This window comes from Streptococcus oralis, from assembly GCF_001075875.1.
Taxonomy (GTDB): Bacteria; Bacillota; Bacilli; order Lactobacillales; family Streptococcaceae; genus Streptococcus; species Streptococcus oralis_I.
Map to the genome: position 1 here is coordinate 1 of NZ_JUOS01000054.1, position 19,727 is coordinate 19,727.

Below are 19,727 nucleotides of genomic sequence, written 5' to 3' on the forward strand. Positions count from 1 at the left end.
ACTGACTTCGTCAGTTCTATCCACAACCTCAAAACAGTGTTTTGAGCAACCTGCGGCTAGTTTCCTAGTTTGCTCTTTGATTTTTATTGAGTATTAAAAGGCAGTCTGGCATTCAATTCTAATCAGAAATGTGATATACTTAGTAAGTAAAATTTTCAAAGAAGAGTGAGATGATGAAGGTGCAAGAACCAGTAAAATTATTCCAATATAATACTTTGGGAGCCTTGATGGCGGGACTTTACGGTGGGACCATGACAGTTGGTGAGTTACTTGAACATGGTGATTTAGGATTAGGAACCCTGGATTCTATCGATGGAGAATTGATTGTCTTAGATGGGAAAGCTTATCAGGCTAAGGGATCAGGTGAGAAACCTGAAATTGTGGAAGTTTCACCAGATGCTTTGATCCCCTATGCAGCAGTTGTACCCCACCAGGCAGAAGTTATTTTCCGTCAGCGTTTTGAAATGACTGATCAGGAACTTGAAAAACGTATTGAGTCCTATTATGATGGAGAGAATCTTTTCCGTTCCATCAAGATTCATGGTGATTTTAAACACATGCATGTTCGTATGATTCCAAAATCAACAACTGAAACGAAGTTTGCTGAGGTTGCGACGCATCAGCCTGAATATAGCTGCGACAATGTCTCGGGAACTATCGTTGGTTTTTGGACACCTGAAATATTCCATGGAGTTAGTGTTGCTGGTTACCATCTACACTTTATCTCAGATGACCTAACCTTTGGTGGCCATGTTATGGATTTTGTCATCAAGGAAGGTATTGTAGAAGTGGGTGCAGTTGACCAGTTGGATCAACGTTTTCCTGTTCAGGATCGTCAGTACCTCTTTGCTAAGTTTAACGTTGACGAGATGAAAAAAGATATCGAACAGGCAGAATAATAGGAGTCAAATATGAAAATTCATGTAATAATAACGATGCTGGTCTTGTTTGCCGTCCTCGTTGCAGCAGTTTGGTATGCAAGAAAGAAATACAAGATTAATTTTGCAGTTTTGGGACTTGGGGCAGTTGCATTTTTTGCTTCATCTCAGGTCTTAGAGAAAATCGTTCATCTCTTGGTTCTTCATCCACGAAAGGATGGGACAGTTCCACTAATGACGGAAAATCCCCTTCTCTATGTGATTTACGGGATCTGTATGGCTGCTTTGTTTGAAGAAACAGCTCGACTTATTTTCTTTAAATGGTTAGAGAAGAAAAGAACTTTGGAAGATTCTGATGCCCTTGCTTATGGATTGGGACATGGTGGCTTGGAATTGCTCTACCTCGGAATGGGAAGCTTGATTAGTCTTTTGATTCTCTTTTCGTTATTAGAGTCTTCAAATCCAGATTTGGCAAATCTCCTTCCCCAAAATACACTTGAAACAGTACAATCTCTATCTGGATGGCAGGTTTATTTACTCGGTGTTGAGCGTGTGCTTGCTCTTGTTATGCAAATCGGTCTCTCTTTCTGGGTTTATCAAGCAGTTCGCCAAAAGAAATGGATTTACCTGGTAGCTGCTTATGGTTTACACGCCCTATTTGATTTGGCTCCGAGCCTATCTCAAGTTGGCTGGTTGTCAAATCCCCTTCTCGTAGAAGGATTGTTAGCAGTGGAAGTTATTATTTTTATTTACTTTACAAAATCGATCTTTTATAAAAAGCAATAATACAAAAAAGAGGTTCATCCTCTTTTTAGTTTGAGCTTTTGAAAAAGCTAACCAAATCATCGAAAAATAGAGCTAAAAATGGTATAATGGAATGAATTTTATAAAAGGATTAGAAAAATGACCGTATTAGATAAACTAAAAGAAACACTAGAAGGAATCGATATTCGATTCGATGAACCGCTAAAAACTTATACCTATACCAAAGTTGGAGGGAAGGCAGATTATTTAGTTTTTCCACGCAATCGCTATGAGATGGCTCGTGTAGTCAAGTTTGCCAATCAGGAAAACATTCCTTGGATGGTTCTTGGAAATGCCAGTAACATTATCGTCCGAGAAGGCGGAGTTCCTGGCTTTGTAATCATGTGTGACAAGCTTAATAATGTCTCTGTTGATGGCTATACCATTGAGGCAGAAGCTGGAGCTAACTTGATTGAAACTACTCGTATTGCCCTACGTCATAGTTTGACTGGCTTTGAGTTTGCTTGTGGTATTCCAGGAAGCGTCGGTGGTGCTGTCTTTATGAATGCTGGCGCTTATGGTGGTGAGATTGCTCATGTTCTCCAGTCTTGTCAAATCTTGACTAAGGAAGGTGAAATCGAAACCCTATCTGCTAAAGACTTGACCTTTGGTTATCGTCATTCAGCCATTCAAGCGTCAGGGGCAGTAGTCCTATCTGCTAAGTTTGCCTTAGCTCCAGGTAATCACCAAGTCATCAAGCAAGAAATGGAACGTTTGACCCACCTTCGTGAACTCAAGCAACCTTTAGAGTATCCTTCTTGTGGTTCAGTCTTTAAACGTCCGGTAGGTCATTTTGCAGGGCAATTGATTTCAGAAGCTGGTTTGAAGGGCTACCGTATCGGTGGCGTTGAAGTCTCAGAAAAGCACGCAGGTTTTATGATTAATGTTGCTGATGGAACTGCTAGAGATTATGAAGACTTGATTGAGTCTGTCATTGAAAAAGTTAAAGAACACTCGGGTGTTACTCTTGAGCGAGAAGTTCGTATCTTGGGTGAACACGAATAACATTATTATTAAACATTATACAAAAATTGGGATTTTATCGCTAGATATGGTTTGGGTCAATTCCTTATAGTTATTGCTAGCATTTAACAAGGTCCCAATCTGTTAATTTACGAAGAAAAAGGAATTTAGAGGAATTGAAAAAACCAATTATCGAATTCAGAAACGTTTCTAAAGTTTTTGAAGATAGTGACACTAAAGTTCTCAAGGATATTAACTTTGAGTTGGAAGAAGGAAAATTTTATACACTGCTAGGAGCTTCTGGTTCAGGAAAATCAACCATCCTAAATATCATTGCAGGTTTGCTTGATGCAACGACGGGTGATATTTTGCTAGACGGTGTTCGTATCAATGACATCCCGACCAATAAACGTGATGTTCATACAGTCTTCCAATCTTACGCCTTGTTCCCGCACATGAATGTCTTTGAAAATGTTGCCTTTCCATTGCGATTACGCAAGGTCGATAAAAAAGAAATCGAAAAACGTGTCTTAGAAGTTCTCAAGATGGTACAGCTTGAAGGATATGAAAAACGTTCTATCCGTAGGTTATCTGGAGGACAACGTCAGCGTGTAGCTATTGCGCGTGCGATTATCAACCAGCCTCGTGTGGTGCTCTTGGATGAGCCTTTATCAGCACTTGACTTGAAGTTGCGGACAGACATGCAGTACGAACTACGTGAACTGCAACAACGTTTGGGTATCACCTTTGTCTTTGTTACTCATGATCAGGAAGAAGCCTTGGCCATGAGCGACTGGATTTTTGTTATGAATGACGGTGAAATCGTTCAGTCTGGTACACCAGTTGATATCTATGATGAGCCCATTAACCACTTTGTAGCCACCTTCATCGGTGAATCAAATATCTTGCCAGGAACCATGATTGAGGACTACTTGGTCGAGTTCAATGGCAAACGATTTGAAGCGGTCGACGGTGGGATGAAGCCAAATGAACCGGTCGAAGTCGTTATTCGTCCAGAGGACTTGCGCATTACTCTTCCAGAAGAAGGAAAACTTCAAGTTAAGGTCGATACCCAGCTTTTCCGTGGGGTTCATTATGAGATTATTGCTTATGATGAACTTGGCAATGAATGGATGATTCATTCGACTCGTAAGGCCATCGTTGGTGAGGAAATCGGTCTGGACTTTGAACCAGAAGACATCCACATCATGCGTCTCAATGAAACAGAAGAAGAGTTCGATGCTCGTATCGAAGAATACGTAGAAATCGAAGAGCATGAAGCAGGTTTGATTAACGCTATTGAGGAGGAAAGAGATGAAGAAAACAACCTCTAAACTCTTTGTAGTGCCCTACATGCTTTGGATTGCACTCTTTGTATTGGCACCCTTGGTCTTGATTTTTGGACAATCATTTTTCAACATCGAAGGCCAGTTTAGTTTAGAAAACTATAAATCCTATTTTGCGTCGCAAAACTTAACCTACCTCAAAATGAGCTTCAACTCAGTTCTCTATGCTGGGATTGTGACTCTAGTGACGCTTCTTATCAGTTATCCGACAGCCCTCTTTTTGACTCGTCTCAAACACCGTCAACTCTGGCTCATGCTGATTATCTTGCCAACCTGGATTAATCTTCTCCTTAAGGCTTATGCCTTTATCGGGATTTTTGGTCAAAATGGCTCTATTAACCAATTCTTAGAATTTATCGGAATTGGTTCTCAGCAGTTGCTATTTACAGATTTCTCCTTTATCTTTGTCGCAAGCTACATCGAGCTTCCATTTATGATTTTGCCCATCTTCAATGTCTTGGATGATATGGATAACAATCTCATCAATGCTAGCTATGACCTTGGTGCAACCAAGTGGGAAACCTTCCGCCATGTCATCTTCCCTCTGTCTATGAATGGGGTAAGAAGTGGGGTTCAATCTGTCTTTATCCCAAGTTTGAGTCTCTTCATGTTGACCCGTTTGATTGGGGGAAATCGAGTGATTACTTTGGGGACTGCAATCGAGCAGAACTTCTTGACCAATGACAACTACGGCATGGGTTCAACTATCGGTGTTGTTCTTATCCTGACTATGTTTATCACCATGTGGGTGACTAAGGAAAGGAGAGAACGATGAAAAAATTATCGAATCTTTACCTAGCCTTTGTCTTTATCGTCCTTTATTTGCCAATCTTTTACCTGATCGGCTATGCCTTTAATGCCGGGGATGATATGAATAGCTTTACAGGTTTTAGCTGGACTCACTTTGAGGCTATGTTTGGTGATGGAAGGCTCATGTTAATTTTAGTTCAAACCTTCTTACTAGCCTTCCTATCAGCCCTGATTGCGACAGTGATTGGTACCTTTGGTGCTATCTACATCTATCAATCACGTAAAAAGTACCAAGAAGCCTTTCTATCTCTCAATAATATTTTGATGGTTGCACCCGACGTTATGATTGGTGCCAGCTTCTTAATTCTCTTTACCCAACTCAAGTTTTCGCTTGGTTTTCTGACAGTCTTGTCCAGTCACGTTGCCTTCTCAATTCCAATCGTAGTGCTCATGGTCTTGCCTCGATTGAAAGAGATGAATGGAGATATGATTCATGCGGCCTATGACCTTGGGGCTAGTCAGTTCCAAATGTTCAAGGAAATCATGCTCCCTTACCTAACGCCTTCTATTATCGCAGGCTACTTTATGGCTTTCACCTATTCACTAGATGACTTTGCTGTGACCTTCTTTGTAACGGGAAATGGTTTTTCAACCCTCTCAGTCGAGATCTACTCTCGAGCTCGTAAGGGAATTTCGCTAGAAATCAATGCTCTTTCAGCCTTGGTCTTTCTCTTTAGTATTATCCTAGTTGTCGGATATTACTTCATTTCACGTGAGAAGGAGGAGCAAGCATGAAACGACTCTATTCATTTTTAGCAGGAATTCTAGCCATTATCCTTGTTTTGTGGGGAATTTCTTACCATCTTGACAGTAAAATCAATAGTCGCGATAGTCAAAAATTGGTTATCTACAACTGGGGAGACTATATCGCCCCTGAACTTCTGGAGAAATTTACAGAAGAAACAGGAATCCAAGTCCAGTATGAGACCTTTGACTCCAACGAAGCCATGTATACCAAGATTAAGCAGGGGGGGACAACCTATGATATTGCCATCCCAAGTGAGTACATGATTAACAAGATGAAGGATGAAGACCTTCTAGTTCCACTGGATTATAGTAAGATTGAGGGCATTGAGAATATCGGTTCTGAATTTCTCAACCAATCCTTTGATCCCAACAACCAGTACTCTATCCCATACTTCTGGGGGACCTTGGGAATCGTCTACAATGAAACTATGGTGGAAGAAGCGCCTGAACATTGGGACGACCTTTGGAAGCCAGAGTATAAAAACTCTATTATGCTTTTTGATGGGGCGCGTGAAGTACTTGGTTTAGGTCTTAACTCACTAGGCTATAGCCTCAACTCTAAAGATCCACAGCAGTTGGAGGAAACGGTCGATAAGCTCTACAAGCTAACTCCAAATATCAAGGCTATTGTGGCGGATGAGATGAAGGGTTACATGATTCAGAACAATGCTGCCATTGGTGTGACCTTCTCAGGGGAAGCCAGCCAGATGCTGGAGAAAAATGAAAATCTCCGCTATGTCGTACCGACAGAGGCAAGTAATCTCTGGTTTGACAATATGGTGATACCAAAGACAGTTAAAAACCAAGATGCGGCTTATGCCTTTATCAATTTCATGTTGAAGCCTGAAAATGCTCTAAAAAATGCAGAGTATGTCGGCTATTCAACACCAAACAATGCTGCTAAGGAAATGCTTCCAGAGGAGACAAAAGAGGACAAGTCCTTTTATCCAGATGCAGACACTATGAAACACCTAGAAGTTTATGAGAAATTTGATCATAAATGGACAGGAATCTACAGCGACCTCTTCCTACAATTTAAGATGTATCGAAAGTAGGAGTAAACAAAAAGAACGAATCAGTTAAATTGGTTCGTTTTTTGAATAGTTCTATAGCTGTGTATTTTTACTATCCTATTTGCTTATTTTATAGCCTAGTAGTATACTAAGTTTATAATAATAGAAAGCGATAACAAATCATGAAAATGTCTACTTTTTTCAAAAAAAGTTATTGGCCAACCTTTTTGATTGTTCAGCAAACTGTTATACTATTCTCTCTAAAGGATGGTTTGGATCGACAATACCTAACAACTGATTCCATACATTTGGTGATAGGGTTCTTTATATTTGTAAATATTTTCGAAGCTATCTTTAACAATTCAAAACTTTGGAATAAAAGTTGGGATAAAAAGAAAAATGGCAGTAAGAAAAAATATATTCTGAAAAAGTAACCAGAGATTTAGGGAGTTGGTTATTTAAATGAGGATTATTTCCAGTTGACGCAGACTTAAAAAAACGATATAATAAGAAAGTTGAGAATTGATTTTCTCTCCATCTTAGTTCAGAGAATTGGCGGTGCTGCGAGCCATCTAAGATAGAAAGTCATGCTACTCAATCCAACAATTGCATAAGAACGAAAGAATGACAAGTTCATTGAATGAAGGTGGTACCGCGGTTTTTCGCCCTTCGTGACATGGATTTGTCTTTTATTTTTGGAGGTGTTTATGAGAACATTTCTTGTTAAACAAAAATTTCGCCTAGGTGGTGAACGCTTTGATATCAAGGATGAGTTGGGCAATGTCGCCTATCAGGTTGAAGGTTCTTTTTTTAAGATTCCTAAAACCTTTACCATCTATGATGTTGCTGGTGAACAGGTCAGTGAGATTAGTAAGGAAGTCTTAACTTTTCTACCTCGTTTTGAGATTCAACTCAGTAATGGAGATCATTTTTATATCCGAAAGAAGTTGACTTTCTTCAGAGATAAGTATGAGTTTGACAATCTCGGTCTTCGTATCGAAGGAAATGTCTGGGATTTGAATTTTAAATTGCTAGACGATCGTGACCAAGTAATTGCGGAGATTGCCAAGGAACTTTTCCATTTAACCTCTACCTATACCGTAACCGTCTATGACGAATCTTATGCAGACCTAGTCATTTCCCTCTGTGTCGCTATCGACTATGTGGAAATGCTAGAAAGCCAATCAAATTAGTAAAAAGGAGATACATATGAAACAATTATCTAGTGCACAAGTCCGCCAAATGTGGCTTGATTTCTGGGCTACAAAAGGCCACTCTGTAGAACCATCAGTGAGTTTGGTTCCAGTAAACGACCCAACACTTTTGTGGATCAACTCAGGGGTTGCCACTCTTAAAAAATACTTTGATGGAACTATTATCCCTGAAAACCCACGGATTACCAATGCGCAAAAAGCCATCCGTACCAACGATATCGAAAACGTAGGGAAGACTGCTCGTCACCATACTATGTTTGAAATGTTGGGGAACTTCTCAATCGGGGATTACTTCCGTGACGAAGCCATTACATGGGCATATGAGCTTTTAACAAGTCCTGAGTGGTTTGACTTCCCTAAAGACAAACTTTACATGACTTATTATCCAGATGACAAAGATTCATACAACCGCTGGATTGAAGTGGGAGTAGATCCAAGTCATTTGATCCCAATCGAAGATAACTTCTGGGAAATCGGTGCTGGACCTTCTGGACCTGATACAGAAATCTTCTTCGACCGTGGAGAAGCCTTTGACCCAGAAAATATCGGTCTTCGTCTTCTTGCAGAAGATATCGAAAATGATCGTTATATCGAAATCTGGAACATCGTTTTGTCACAATTTAACGCAGACCCTGCTGTTCCTCGTAGCGAGTACAAGGAATTGCCACACAAAAACATTGATACGGGCGCTGGTTTGGAGCGTTTGGTGGCAGTTATTCAAGGGGCTAAGACAAACTTTGAAACAGACCTCTTCATGCCGATCATCCGTGAAGTTGAGAAATTATCTGGTAAGGTTTACGATCAAGATGGCGACAACATGAGCTTCAAGGTTATTGCAGACCATATCCGTTCTCTTTCATTTGCCATCGGTGATGGTGCCCTTCCTGGAAATGAAGGTCGTGGTTATGTCCTCCGTCGTCTTCTCCGCCGTGCCTCTATGCATGGTCAAAAATTGGGTATCAATGAGCCTTTCCTTTACAAACTCGTTCCAACTGTTGGAAAAATCATGGAAAGCTACTACCCAGAAGTTCTTGAAAAACGTGACTTTATTGAGAAAATCGTTAAGAGTGAAGAAGAGTCATTTGCTCGTACTCTTCACTCAGGTCAACACTTTGCCCAGGGTATCGTAGCAGACTTGAAAGAAAAAGGACAATCTGTCATTGCTGGTCAAGATGTCTTTAAACTCTATGATACATACGGATTCCCAGTAGAGTTGACAGAAGAGATCGCTGAAGAAGCAGGAATGACTGTAGACCGTGAAGGATTTGAAGCAGCCATGAAGGAACAACAAGAACGTGCGCGTGCGTCTGCTGTCAAAGGCGGATCTATGGGTATGCAGAACGAAACCCTTCAAAACATTACTGTTGAGAGTGTCTTCAACTACAATGCTAGCCAATTGTCTTCTAAGTTAGTGGCTATCGTAGCGAACAATGCTGAAGTAGAAAGTGTATCAGAAGGAACTGCTTCACTTATCTTTGCAGAAACACCATTCTACGCTGAAATGGGTGGACAAGTTGCGGACCACGGTCAAATCTTGGATGCTGCAGGAAATGTTGTAGCGACTGTAACAGACGTTCAAAAAGCACCAAACGGACAAGCATTGCACACCGTTGAAGTTCTTGCTCCTCTTGCTTTAAACCAAGAATACACTTTGGTCATCGATAGTAATCGTCGTCACCGTGTCATGAAGAACCACACAGCAACTCACTTGCTCCATGCAGCCCTTCACAATATCCTTGGCCACCATGCAACTCAAGCAGGTTCACTTAATGAAGTAGAATTCCTCCGCTTTGACTTCACCCACTTCCAAGCCGTGACACCAGAAGAATTGCGTGCTATTGAGCAACAAGTCAATGAGAAGATCTGGGAAGCTATTGTAGTCAAAACTGTTGAGACTGATATCGACACAGCCAAAGAAATGGGAGCTATGGCCCTCTTTGGTGAGAAATACGGTAAGGAAGTTCGTGTTGTGACGATTGGTGACTACTCAGTTGAACTTTGTGGTGGTACTCACGTAGGTAACACTTCTGAAATCGGTCTCTTCAAGATTGTCAAAGAAGAAGGGATTGGATCAGGAACTCGTCGTATCTTGGCAGTGACTGGTAAGGAAGCCTTTGAAGCTTATCGTGAACAAGAAGATGCACTGAAAGCAGTAGCAGCAACCTTGAAAGCACCTCAACTCAAAGAAGTACCTCACAAAGTTGAAGGACTTCAGGAACAACTTCGTCAATTGCAAAAAGAAAATGCAGAATTGAAGGAAAAAGCAGCAGCAGCGGCAGCAGGTGATGTCTTCAAGAATGTTCAAGAAGCAAACGGACTTCGTTACATTGCCAGCCAAGTTTCTGTATCAGATGCAGGTGCCCTTCGTACCTTTGCGGATAACTGGAAACAAAAAGATTACTCTGATGTGCTTGTTCTTGTCGCAGCAATCGGTGACAAAGTCAATGTCCTTGTAGCCAGCAAGACAAAAGAGGTACACGCAGGAAACCTTGTCAAAGAATTGGCTCCAATCGTCGATGGACGTGGTGGTGGAAAACCAGACATGGCCATGGCAGGAGGAAGCAACCAAGCAAAAATTCAAGAATTATTGGATGCTGTAGCAGGTAAATTGTAATCTAAAAATACCTATCCATTTGGGTAGGTATTTTTTGCATCAGAAAAACTCCCCACGAATTGTGAGGAGTTCATTTTTAGAATTAAACAATCCCTTGAGCAATCATAGCGTTTGCTACATTTTCAAAGGCTGCAATGTTTGCACCTGCAAGGTAGTCAGTACCAAGACCGTAAGTTTCTGCAGTTGTTTTAGCAGTGTTGAAGATGTTAGTCATGATATCTTTCAAACGACCGTCAACTTCTTCACGTGTCCATGAAAGGCGAAGGCTGTTTTGGCTCATTTCAAGAGCTGATACAGCTACCCCACCAGCATTGGCAGCTTTGGCAGGTCCGTAAAGGATTCCATTTTCCTTGTAGACTTTGATAGCTTCAAGGTCGCTAGGCATGTTAGCACCTTCAGATACACAGATAACTCCTTGAGCAACAAAGCGTTTCGCAGCTTCACCGTTGATCTCGTTTTGAGTCGCACATGGAAGAGCGATATCGTAGTTTCCGGTGTAAGTCCATACAGAACCTTCGTAGTAAGTAGCAGTTGGTTTTTCTGCAGCGTACTCAGTCAAACGAGCACGACGGTTGTTTTTAACATCTGACAAAAGGTCAAAGTCGATACCATTTTCATCAATGACATAACCATTTGAGTCAGATACAGAAATAACTGTAGCACCAAGTTCAGTTGCTTTTTGAAGGGCAAACTGAGCAACGTTACCAGAACCAGAAATAACCACTTTCTTACCTGCAAAACTGTTTCCGTTTGCCTTGAGCATTTCTTCAGTGTAGTAAACCAAACCGTAACCAGTTGCTTCTGGACGGATCAAGCTACCACCAAATCCAAGAGGTTTACCAGTCAAGACACCAGCATCAAATTGGTTGAGGCGTTTGTATTGTCCGTAAAGGTAACCAATCTCACGTCCACCAACACCGATATCACCAGCAGGTACGTCAAGAGATGGTCCGATGTATTTTTGCAATTCAGTCATGAAGCTTTGGCAGAAGCGCATCACTTCAGCATCAGTTTTGCCTTTAGGATCGAAGTCTGATCCACCTTTACCACCACCGATTGGAAGTCCAGTCAAAACGTTTTTAAAGATTTGTTCGAATCCGAGGAATTTCAAGATCCCTTGGTTTACAGTTGGGTGGAAACGAAGTCCACCTTTATATGGTCCAACAGCTGAGTTAAATTGAACACGGTAACCACGGTTAACTTGAACTTTTCCATCACGGTCAACCCAAGGAACACGGAAAGAAATCACGCGCTCAGGTTCTGTGATACGTGCCAAGATATTTTCTTCAATATACTCAGGGTGTTTTTCAAAGACAGGCTCCAAAGTGCTGAAGAATTCTTCAACCGCCTGGAGAAATTCAGCCTCATGCCCGTTACGAGCTTTTACAGTTTCAAACACGCTTTGGATATATTCTTTAGCAGATGTCATATCGTTCTCCTTTTTGTTGTCATATTTTATTACATGAGACATTATAGCAGAAAATTTTTTCAGTGTAAAGAAAAAAACACAAATTTTCTAAAAATTCTTTCAATTTAAAATGACTGATTCAAAACATGCTAAAAAACGAACCTTTTCTATGGAAATGGTTTTATTGAAAAGCAAAAGTCAAAGTATGGTATAATAATAGACATAAAAAGGAATCTGGAGGAACAGAATCATGGTATCAACTAAAACACAGATTGCTGGTTTTGAGTTTGACAATTGCTTGATGAATGCAGCAGGAGTTGCTTGTATGACAGTTGAGGAGTTGGAAGGTGTCAAAAACTCAGCAGCGGGAACCTTTGTCACTAAAACAGCAACCTTGGAATTTCGTCAGGGAAATCCGGAACCACGTTATCAAGATGTTCCACTCGGTTCTATCAACTCCATGGGGCTACCAAATAATGGTTTAGATTATTACTTAAACTATCTTTTAGAGTTACAAGAAAAGGAAGCAAATCGTACCTTCTTTTTATCATTAGTTGGAATGTCTCCAGAGGAAACTCATACCATTTTGAAAAAGGTTCAAGAGAGTGATTTTCGTGGTCTAACTGAACTCAATCTCTCATGTCCAAATGTTCCTGGTAAACCTCAGATTGCCTATGACTTTGAAACTACAGACCGTATCTTGTCAGAAGTCTTTGAGTATTTTACAAAACCATTAGGAATTAAGCTTCCACCTTATTTTGATATTGTTCATTTTGACCAGGCTGCAGCGATCTTTAACAAATATCCGCTCAAGTTTGTCAATTGTGTTAACTCTATTGGAAATGGTCTTTATATAGAAGATGAGTCAGTCGTGATTCGTCCTAAGAATGGCTTTGGTGGGATTGGTGGAGAATACATCAAACCAACAGCCCTTGCTAATGTCCATGCTTTTTATCAACGCTTGAATCCAGAAATTCAAATCATCGGAACTGGTGGAGTATTAACAGGACGTGATGCCTTTGAACATATCCTATGTGGTGCCAGCATGGTGCAGGTAGGAACTACCCTGCACAAAGAAGGTGTAGGTGCTTTTGATCGCATTACAAACGAACTTAAAGAAATTATGAAGGAAAAAGGTTATGAAAGCCTTGAAGATTTCCGTGGTAAATTGAATTATATTGATTAAATAAAAGCGAAACTAAAAAGAAAGGAGAAATGATGCTAGCAATAGAAGAAAGCCAAAAGCTATCTTTATCAAACTTACCTAGTTTGACCTTGTTTACAGGAGCTGATCAAGGACAGTATGAAGTCATGAAAACTCAGGTGCTAAAGCAAATCGGCTACGATTCTGCTGATTTGAACTTTGCTTATTTTGATATGAAAGAAGTAGACTACAAAAGCTTGGAACTAGAGCTGGTCAGTCTTCCTTTCTTTGCGGATGAAAAAATTGTTATTTTAGATCATTTTCTTGATATAACAACAGCTAAAAAACGCTATCTATCTGATGACGAGCTTAAGGCTTTTGAAGAATATTTGGAAAACCCATCTCCGACGAGTAAATTAGTTATTTTTGCTGAAGGTAAACTAGACAGCAAGCGGCGTCTAGTTAAAATTCTAAAGAGGGATGCCAAGATTTTTGAAGCCCTTGAACCAAAAGAGCAAGAGATGCGATCCTATTTTCAAAAGTGGTCTCAAGAACAAGGACTGACCTTTGATGGAAAATCCTTCGAACAGTTGCTTATTAAATCAGGTTTTCAATTCAGTGAAATTCAGAAAAATCTACTCTTCTTACAGTCTTATAAGGATGATGACCGGATTACCGAAGAAGACATTGTTGAAGCCATACCAAAGACTTTGCAGGATAATATCTTTGATTTAACTCAGTTAATATTGACTAAGAAGATTGATCAGGCACGTGATTTAGTCAAAGATTTGACTGTGCAGGGAGAAGATGAGATTAAACTGATTGCCATTATGTTGGGGCAGTTCAGACTCTATACACAGGTAAAAATTTTGCAAGAATCTTGTCAGACAGAGTCTCAGATGGTCAGCAGTTTGGGTCACTATCTTGGTCGCAATCCGAATCCCTATCAAATCAAGTTTGCCCTTCGTGATTCTCGAAGACTATCCCTTGATTTTCTCCAGAATTCTATTCGTTATCTCATCCAAGCTGATTACCAAATTAAGACAGGAGTTTATGAGAAAGGCTACCTGTTTGAGAAGGCTTTGTTGCAGATTGCTAGCCAGTCAAATTGAGCAAATAACTTGAAAAAATAGGATGATTGCGTTATCATCATTATATAGAAAGAAAAAGAGGTATTACAGATGGCTATTATCTTACCAGATCTTCCATACGCTTACGATGCATTAGAACCATACATCGATGCGGAAACAATGCACTTGCACCATGACAAACACCACCAAACTTACGTTAACAATGCAAATGCAGCTCTTGAAAAACATCCTGAAATCGGTGAAGACCTTGAAGCTTTGCTTGCTGACGTAGAATCTATACCAGCTGATATCCGTCAAGCGCTTATCAACAACGGTGGTGGACACTTGAACCACGCTCTTTTCTGGGAATTGATGACTCCTGAAAAAACAGCTCCTTCAGCAGAACTTGCAGCAGCAATCGATGAAACTTTCGGTTCATTCGAAGAATTCCAAGCAGCCTTCACTGCAGCAGCAACAACTCGTTTTGGTTCTGGATGGGCTTGGTTGGTTGTTAACAAAGAAGGTAAGCTTGAAGTAACTTCAACAGCAAACCAAGACACACCAATCTCAGAAGGTAAAAAACCAATCTTGGGCTTGGATGTTTGGGAACATGCTTACTACGTGAAATACCGTAACGTTCGTCCTGACTACATCAAAGCTTTCTTCTCAGTTATCAACTGGAATAAAGTAGACGAGCTTTACGCAGCGGCTAAATAAACTTACTAACAACACCTTTTGGTTAGAAATTTATCTAACATGAAAGGTGTTTTTTGTTTGCTTTTCTTAGAAGTAATACTCAATGAAAATCAGAGAGCAAACTAGGAAACTAGCCGTAGGCTGTACTTGAGTACGGCAAGGCGACGTTGACGCGGTTTGAATTTGATTTTCGAAGAGTATAACTGTCTTATGATTTTCCTTTGTTGGATAGGCTTGATTTATGGTATAATGATAAGATAGAAATCGAAGGAGAAATCATGAACATTCAACAATTACGCTACGTTGTAGCTATTGCTAATAGTGGTACTTTTCGTGAAGCGGCTGAGAAGATGTACGTTAGCCAACCGAGTCTATCTATTTCTGTAAGAGACTTGGAAAAAGAGCTTGGCTTTAAGATTTTCCGCAGAACCAGTTCAGGAACTTTTCTTACACGTCGTGGGATGGACTTTTATGAAAAGGCCCAAGAGTTGGTTAAAGGATTTGATGTTTTCCAAAATCAGTATGCCAATCCTGAAGAGGAAAAAGATGAGTTTTCAATAGCCAGCCAGCACTATGATTTCTTGCCACCAACCATTACAGCTTTTTCGCAACAATATCCTGATTATAAGAATTTTCGTATTTTTGAATCTACAACTGTTCAGATTTTGGATGAAGTAGCCCAAGGACATAGTGAAATTGGAATTATCTACCTCAATAATCAAAACCAAAAAGGAATCATGCAACGGGTTGAAAAGTTAGGCCTTGAAGTGATTGAGTTGATTCCTTTCCAAACGCACATTTATCTACGTGAAGGACATCCTTTAGCCAAGAAAAAAGAGTTGGTCATGGAGGATTTGGCAGATTTACCAACGGTTCGATTTACGCAAGAAAAGGATGAGTATCTTTATTACTCAGAGAACTTTGTAGATACAAGTGCTAGCTCTCAAATGTTTAACGTAACTGACCGCGCTACCTTAAATGGGATTCTTGAAAGAACAAATGCTTATGCGACTGGATCTGGATTCTTAGATAGCGATAGTGTGAACGGGATCACCGTTATTCCACTAAATGATAATCTCAATAATCGCATGGTTTATGTCAAGCGTGAGGAAGTAGACTTGAGCCAAGCGGGAACCTTATTTGTAGAAGTTATGCAAGAGTATTTTGATCAGAAGAGGAAAGCATGAAAAAAAGAGGAATAGTAGCAGGAGTCATAGCAATCTTAATTGTGTTAGATCAATTGGTAAAATCTTATGTCGTTCAGAATATTGCTCTTGGTGAAATTAAATCATGGATCCCAAATCTGGTCAGTTTGACTTATCTGCAAAATAGGGGGGCAGCCTTTTCAATGCTTCAAGATCAGCAGTGGTTTTTTGCAGTAATAACTCTTGTAGTTATGGCAGGAGCTATCTGGTATCTGCATAAGCATATAGAGGATTCCTTCTGGACAGTTCTTGGATTGGTTTTGATTATTGCAGGTGGTCTGGGAAACTTTATCGATCGCGTTAGTCAAGGCTTTGTGGTGGATATGTTTCACTTAGACTTTGTTAATTTTGCCATATTTAATGTGGCTGATAGCTATCTGACAGTCGGAGTGATTGTATTATTGCTTGCAATGCTAAAAGAGGAAATGAATGGAAATTAAAATTGAAAGAGGCGGACTACGCTTAGACAAGGCTTTGTCAGATTTGACAGAATTGTCCCGTAGTCTCGCCAATGAACAAATCAAATCAGGCCAAGTCTTGGTCAATGGTCAGGTCAAAAAAGCCAAGTATACGGTCCAAGAGGGCGATGTCGTTACTTATCAGGTGCCAGAACCAGAGGTTTTGGAGTATGTAGCTGAAGATATTCCTCTAGAAATCATTTATCAAGATGAGGATGTAGCAGTAGTCAATAAACCTCAAGGGATGGTCGTTCATCCAAGCGCTGGTCATACCAGTGGTACCTTGGTTAACGCCCTCATGTACCATATCAAGGATCTCTCTGGAATCAACGGTGTGTTGCGTCCAGGGATTGTCCATCGTATTGATAAAGATACATCTGGACTCTTGATGATTGCTAAAAACGATGATGCCCATTTAGCACTAGCTCAAGAATTGAAGGACAAAAAGTCTCTTCGTAAATATTGGGCCATCGTTCATGGGAATCTTCCAAATGACCGTGGAGTCATTGAGGCACCGATTGGTCGTAGCGAAAAAGACCGTAAGAAGCAAGCTGTGACTGCAAAAGGGAAACCAGCAGTGACACGTTTCCAAGTCTTGGAACGTTTCGGTGATTATACATTGCTGGAATTGCAACTGGAAACTGGAAGAACTCACCAAATCCGTGTACACATGGCTTACATCGGTCATCCAGTCGCTGGTGATGAGGTATATGGCCCTCGTAAAACCTTGAAAGGACATGGGCAATTTCTTCATGCCAAGACTCTTGGATTTACCCATCCAAGAACAGGGGAAACTATGGAATTTACTGCTGATATCCCAGATATCTTTAAAGAGACTTTGGAAAAACTTCGAAATAACTAAAAAAGGACTCAAGCGAGTCCCTTTTATTTACGTTTTTTCTTAGCTTTTTTCATTTTATTGGCCATGCGTTTCATGGATTGCTTCATAGCAAATTCACCGATTTTACCCTTGAGACCTCCACCGAACATCTGGCTCATATCAGGCATTCCTGCTCCTCCAAGAGCTGACAGGTCAGGCATACCGCCTTGTCCCATCATACCTTCAAGGGCAGACATATCCATACCCCCAGGCATATTTTTAGGAAGGTTGTTAGGGTTGATGCCCATCTGTTTCATCATCTTGTTCATGTCACCAGACATGACACCTTGCATGAGTTGTTTAGCTTGGTTGAAGTCCTTGATGAACTTGTTGACTTCGATAAAGGTATTACCAGAACCAGCTGCGATACGGCGACGGCGACTTGGAGTCAACAAATCTGGATTTTCACGTTCTTCTGGAGTCATAGAAGATACGATGGCACGTTTGCGAGCAATTTGTTTTTCATCCACCTTCATATTTTGAAGGGCAGGATTGTTGGCCATACCTGGAATCATCTTGAGCAAATCTTCCATTGGCCCCATATTTTGCACCTGATCCAACTGATCGATGAAATCGTTGAAATCAAAGGTGTTTTCCCGCATCTTTTCAGCCATTTCAAGGGCTTTTTGCTCATCGTATTCTTGGGAAGCTTTCTCAATCAGAGTCAGCATATCCCCCATACCGAGAATACGGCTAGCCATACGGTCTGGGTGGAAGGTTTCAATGTCGGTAATCTTTTCACCAGTACCAGTGAATTTGATTGGTTTTCCTGTGATGTGACGAACAGAGAGGGCAGCACCACCACGAGTGTCCCCGTCAATCTTGGTAAGGATGACACCGGTAACTTCTAATTGAGCGTTAAATTCACGCGCAACGTTTGCAGCTTCCTGACCGATCATGGCATCGATGACCAAGAGAATCTCATTTGGTTGAGCAAGTGCTTTTACATCACGGAGCTCATTCATGAGAAGTTCGTCAATTTGCAAACGACCGGCCGTATCAATCAAAACATAGTCGTTATGGTTAGCTTTTGCTTGCTCCAAACCTTGGCGAACAATCTCCACTGCAGGAACTTCAGTACCAAGAGCAAAGACAGGTACATCAATTTGTTGCCCCAGTGTTTTCAATTGGTCAATAGCCGCAGGACGATAGATATCGGCTGCAATCATCAAAGGACGAGCATCCTCTTCCTTTTTAAGTTTGTTAGCAAGTTTACCTGCAAAAGTTGTTTTACCAGCACCCTGCAAACCGACCATCATGATAATAGTTGGGATTTTTGGTGACTTGATAATCTCAGCAGTGTCCGAGCCAAGAACTTCTGTCAATTCTTCATTGACAATCTTGATGATTTGTTGGGCTGGATTGAGGGTATCAATCACTTCATGTCCGACGGCACGTTCACGAACCTTCTTGATAAAATCCTTGACAACTGGCAGAGCAACATCGGCTTCTAAAAGAGCTAGACGAATTTCCTTGGTTGCTTCTTGGATATCGCTCTCTGTAATTTTTCCTTTTTTACGTAGGTTTTTAAAGACGTTCTGCAAACGTTCTGTTAAATTTTCAAATGCCATTATTTTCTCCTATTTTTTCAATTCAGTGGAAATCGTCCGAAATGTTGCAAACTCTCTAGTTCTTCGGTTGTGACTTCTTTCATGATTTCATTTGGATATCCCCAACAGCTAAATCCTTCTTTAAGGGCTTGAGGAATAGAATCAGGTGAGAGAATTTGTAGTCTTGTAGGAAATGGTTTCTCTGCAGCTAATAGTTTGCAAGGTATTCCTTTATAGACAACAAGATTTTCCATGATTACTCCCTATTATCAATACTGGTCAAAATCTCAATTTGCTCTTGTAGAAAACTGTCTTCTGGGTAGCGCTCCAAAATCTGGTCAAAAATCTGACCGCGAACAATGTAATCAGAGTACATATGGAGCTTCATCTCATAGTCTTCCAAAATCTTTTCAGTTCGCTTGATATTGTCATAAACAGCCTGACGACTGACACCGAATTCTTCAGCGATTTCAGCTAAACTATAGTCGTCTGCATAGTAGAGTTCGATATAGTTCATCTGCTTATCAGTTAAAAGGGCTGCATAAAATTCAAACAGAGCATTCATTCGATTGGTTTTTTCAATTTCCATAAGATTTATTATACCAAAAAAAAGCCCAATTCGCTAGCTGGGGGCTGATTTTAGCTAGAAGTTAGAAAATGAGCTTTTCACTGTTCTTTTCTGACTATGAAGCCTTTTTTTGATATAATGGATAGGATTATAATGATTTAGAAAGAGGTAGTCATGAAAGAATTAGAATCAGTGTTACAAGACCGTTTTGAGCTTGTTTTTACAGATAAAAGCTTACTTGAAACAGCTTTTACCCATACCAGTTATGCCAATGAGCACCGCCTCTTAAAAATTTCACACAACGAACGCTTGGAATTTTTAGGAGACGCTGTTCTGCAATTATTAATTTCAGAATATCT

Annotated in this window: 21 protein-coding genes; 17 read left to right on the forward strand and 4 right to left on the reverse strand. The window is 40.5% G+C overall.

The window, feature by feature from the left end; translation table 11 throughout:
* The first annotated feature begins 170 nt into the window (after positions 1–170).
* From budA to alaS, 10 genes are all read left to right on the forward strand, one after another.
* Positions 171–899 (forward strand): acetolactate decarboxylase, encoded by a 729-nt coding sequence (budA, locus tag ADM33_RS03445; RefSeq protein ID WP_049503184.1) that lies wholly within the window; start codon positions 171–173, stop codon positions 897–899.
* Between the two features lie 12 nt (positions 900–911).
* Positions 912–1,664: a YhfC family intramembrane metalloprotease gene (locus ADM33_RS03450; RefSeq protein ID WP_049503185.1), complete on the forward strand. Its 753-nt coding sequence runs from the start codon at positions 912–914 to the stop codon at positions 1,662–1,664.
* Positions 1,665–1,781: 117 nt separating this feature from the next.
* Positions 1,782–2,687: a UDP-N-acetylmuramate dehydrogenase gene (gene murB, locus ADM33_RS03455; protein ID WP_049503186.1), complete on the forward strand. Its 906-nt coding sequence runs from the start codon at positions 1,782–1,784 to the stop codon at positions 2,685–2,687.
* A 134-nt stretch (positions 2,688–2,821) separates the two neighbouring features.
* Positions 2,822–3,979, forward strand: coding sequence for an ABC transporter ATP-binding protein (locus ADM33_RS03460; RefSeq protein ID WP_036754586.1), 1,158 nt, complete (start codon positions 2,822–2,824; stop codon positions 3,977–3,979).
* Entirely contained in the window at positions 3,960–4,766 is an 807-nt protein-coding gene (locus tag ADM33_RS03465) for an ABC transporter permease (protein ID WP_000754116.1), read from the forward strand. The genes ADM33_RS03460 and ADM33_RS03465 overlap by 20 nt, the downstream gene beginning before the upstream one ends.
* Positions 4,763–5,536 (forward strand): ABC transporter permease, encoded by a 774-nt coding sequence (locus tag ADM33_RS03470; protein ID WP_049503187.1) that lies wholly within the window; start codon positions 4,763–4,765, stop codon positions 5,534–5,536. Before ADM33_RS03465 ends, ADM33_RS03470 begins: the two co-directional genes overlap by 4 nt.
* Complete coding sequence (locus ADM33_RS03475) at positions 5,533–6,603, forward strand: ABC transporter substrate-binding protein (protein ID WP_049503188.1); 1,071 nt, start codon at positions 5,533–5,535, stop codon at positions 6,601–6,603. The genes ADM33_RS03470 and ADM33_RS03475 overlap by 4 nt, the downstream gene beginning before the upstream one ends.
* A 140-nt stretch (positions 6,604–6,743) precedes the next feature.
* The gene (locus ADM33_RS03480; RefSeq protein WP_049503189.1) at positions 6,744–6,995 is read left to right on the forward strand and encodes a hypothetical protein; all 252 of its coding nucleotides are present in this window, start codon (positions 6,744–6,746) and stop codon (positions 6,993–6,995) included.
* 273 nt (positions 6,996–7,268) lie between these two features.
* The gene (locus ADM33_RS03485) at positions 7,269–7,754 is read left to right on the forward strand and encodes an LURP-one-related/scramblase family protein (protein ID WP_049503190.1); all 486 of its coding nucleotides are present in this window, start codon (positions 7,269–7,271) and stop codon (positions 7,752–7,754) included.
* 16 nt (positions 7,755–7,770) lie between these two features.
* Entirely contained in the window at positions 7,771–10,389 is a 2,619-nt protein-coding gene (gene alaS / locus ADM33_RS03490) for an alanine--tRNA ligase (protein WP_049503191.1), read from the forward strand.
* 82 nt (positions 10,390–10,471) lie between these two features.
* Here alaS and gdhA read toward each other — a convergent pair whose 3' ends face one another.
* Positions 10,472–11,818 carry an NADP-specific glutamate dehydrogenase gene (gene gdhA, locus ADM33_RS03495; protein WP_049503192.1) on the reverse strand — a complete coding sequence of 449 codons (1,347 nt, stop codon included), beginning with the start codon at positions 11,816–11,818 and terminating at the stop codon, positions 10,472–10,474.
* A 229-nt stretch (positions 11,819–12,047) separates the two neighbouring features.
* Between gdhA and ADM33_RS03500 the strand changes: the two genes are divergently transcribed.
* The 6 genes from ADM33_RS03500 (at position 12,048) to ADM33_RS03525 (ending at position 17,232) form a co-directional block, all read left to right on the forward strand.
* Positions 12,048–12,983, forward strand: coding sequence for a dihydroorotate oxidase (locus tag ADM33_RS03500; protein WP_049503193.1), 936 nt, complete (start codon positions 12,048–12,050; stop codon positions 12,981–12,983).
* A gap of 32 nt (positions 12,984–13,015) precedes the next feature.
* Positions 13,016–14,053, forward strand: coding sequence for a DNA polymerase III subunit delta (holA, locus tag ADM33_RS03505; protein ID WP_049503194.1), 1,038 nt, complete (start codon positions 13,016–13,018; stop codon positions 14,051–14,053).
* A gap of 69 nt (positions 14,054–14,122) precedes the next feature.
* Positions 14,123–14,728, forward strand: a complete 606-nt coding sequence (gene sodA / locus ADM33_RS03510) for a superoxide dismutase SodA (protein ID WP_006150800.1) — start codon at positions 14,123–14,125, stop codon at positions 14,726–14,728.
* Between the two features lie 257 nt (positions 14,729–14,985).
* A complete protein-coding gene (locus ADM33_RS03515) occupies positions 14,986–15,894 on the forward strand; it encodes a LysR family transcriptional regulator (RefSeq protein ID WP_049503195.1) in 909 nt (302 codons plus the stop codon).
* Positions 15,891–16,352, forward strand: a complete 462-nt coding sequence (gene lspA, locus ADM33_RS03520; protein WP_049503196.1) for a signal peptidase II — start codon at positions 15,891–15,893, stop codon at positions 16,350–16,352. Before ADM33_RS03515 ends, lspA begins: the two co-directional genes overlap by 4 nt.
* Complete coding sequence (locus tag ADM33_RS03525) at positions 16,342–17,232, forward strand: RluA family pseudouridine synthase (RefSeq protein WP_049503197.1); 891 nt, start codon at positions 16,342–16,344, stop codon at positions 17,230–17,232. Before lspA ends, ADM33_RS03525 begins: the two co-directional genes overlap by 11 nt.
* Before the next feature lie 23 nt (positions 17,233–17,255).
* Here the strand turns inward: ADM33_RS03525 and ffh are convergent, their stop codons facing one another.
* The 3 genes from ffh to ADM33_RS03540 are packed head-to-tail and all read right to left on the reverse strand — an operon-like array spanning position 17,256 to position 19,389.
* A complete protein-coding gene (ffh, locus tag ADM33_RS03530) occupies positions 17,256–18,821 on the reverse strand; it encodes a signal recognition particle protein (protein WP_000863579.1) in 1,566 nt (521 codons plus the stop codon).
* Between the two features lie 17 nt (positions 18,822–18,838).
* The gene (locus ADM33_RS03535; protein ID WP_049503198.1) at positions 18,839–19,054 is read right to left on the reverse strand and encodes a hypothetical protein; all 216 of its coding nucleotides are present in this window, start codon (positions 19,052–19,054) and stop codon (positions 18,839–18,841) included.
* A gap of 2 nt (positions 19,055–19,056) precedes the next feature.
* Positions 19,057–19,389 carry a putative DNA-binding protein gene (locus ADM33_RS03540; RefSeq protein WP_049503199.1) on the reverse strand — a complete coding sequence of 111 codons (333 nt, stop codon included), beginning with the start codon at positions 19,387–19,389 and terminating at the stop codon, positions 19,057–19,059.
* A gap of 153 nt (positions 19,390–19,542) precedes the next feature.
* Here ADM33_RS03540 and ADM33_RS03545 point away from each other — a divergent pair.
* Positions 19,543–19,727: ribonuclease III (locus tag ADM33_RS03545; RefSeq protein WP_049503200.1), on the forward strand; the 185-nt coding region annotated here is incomplete at its 3' end.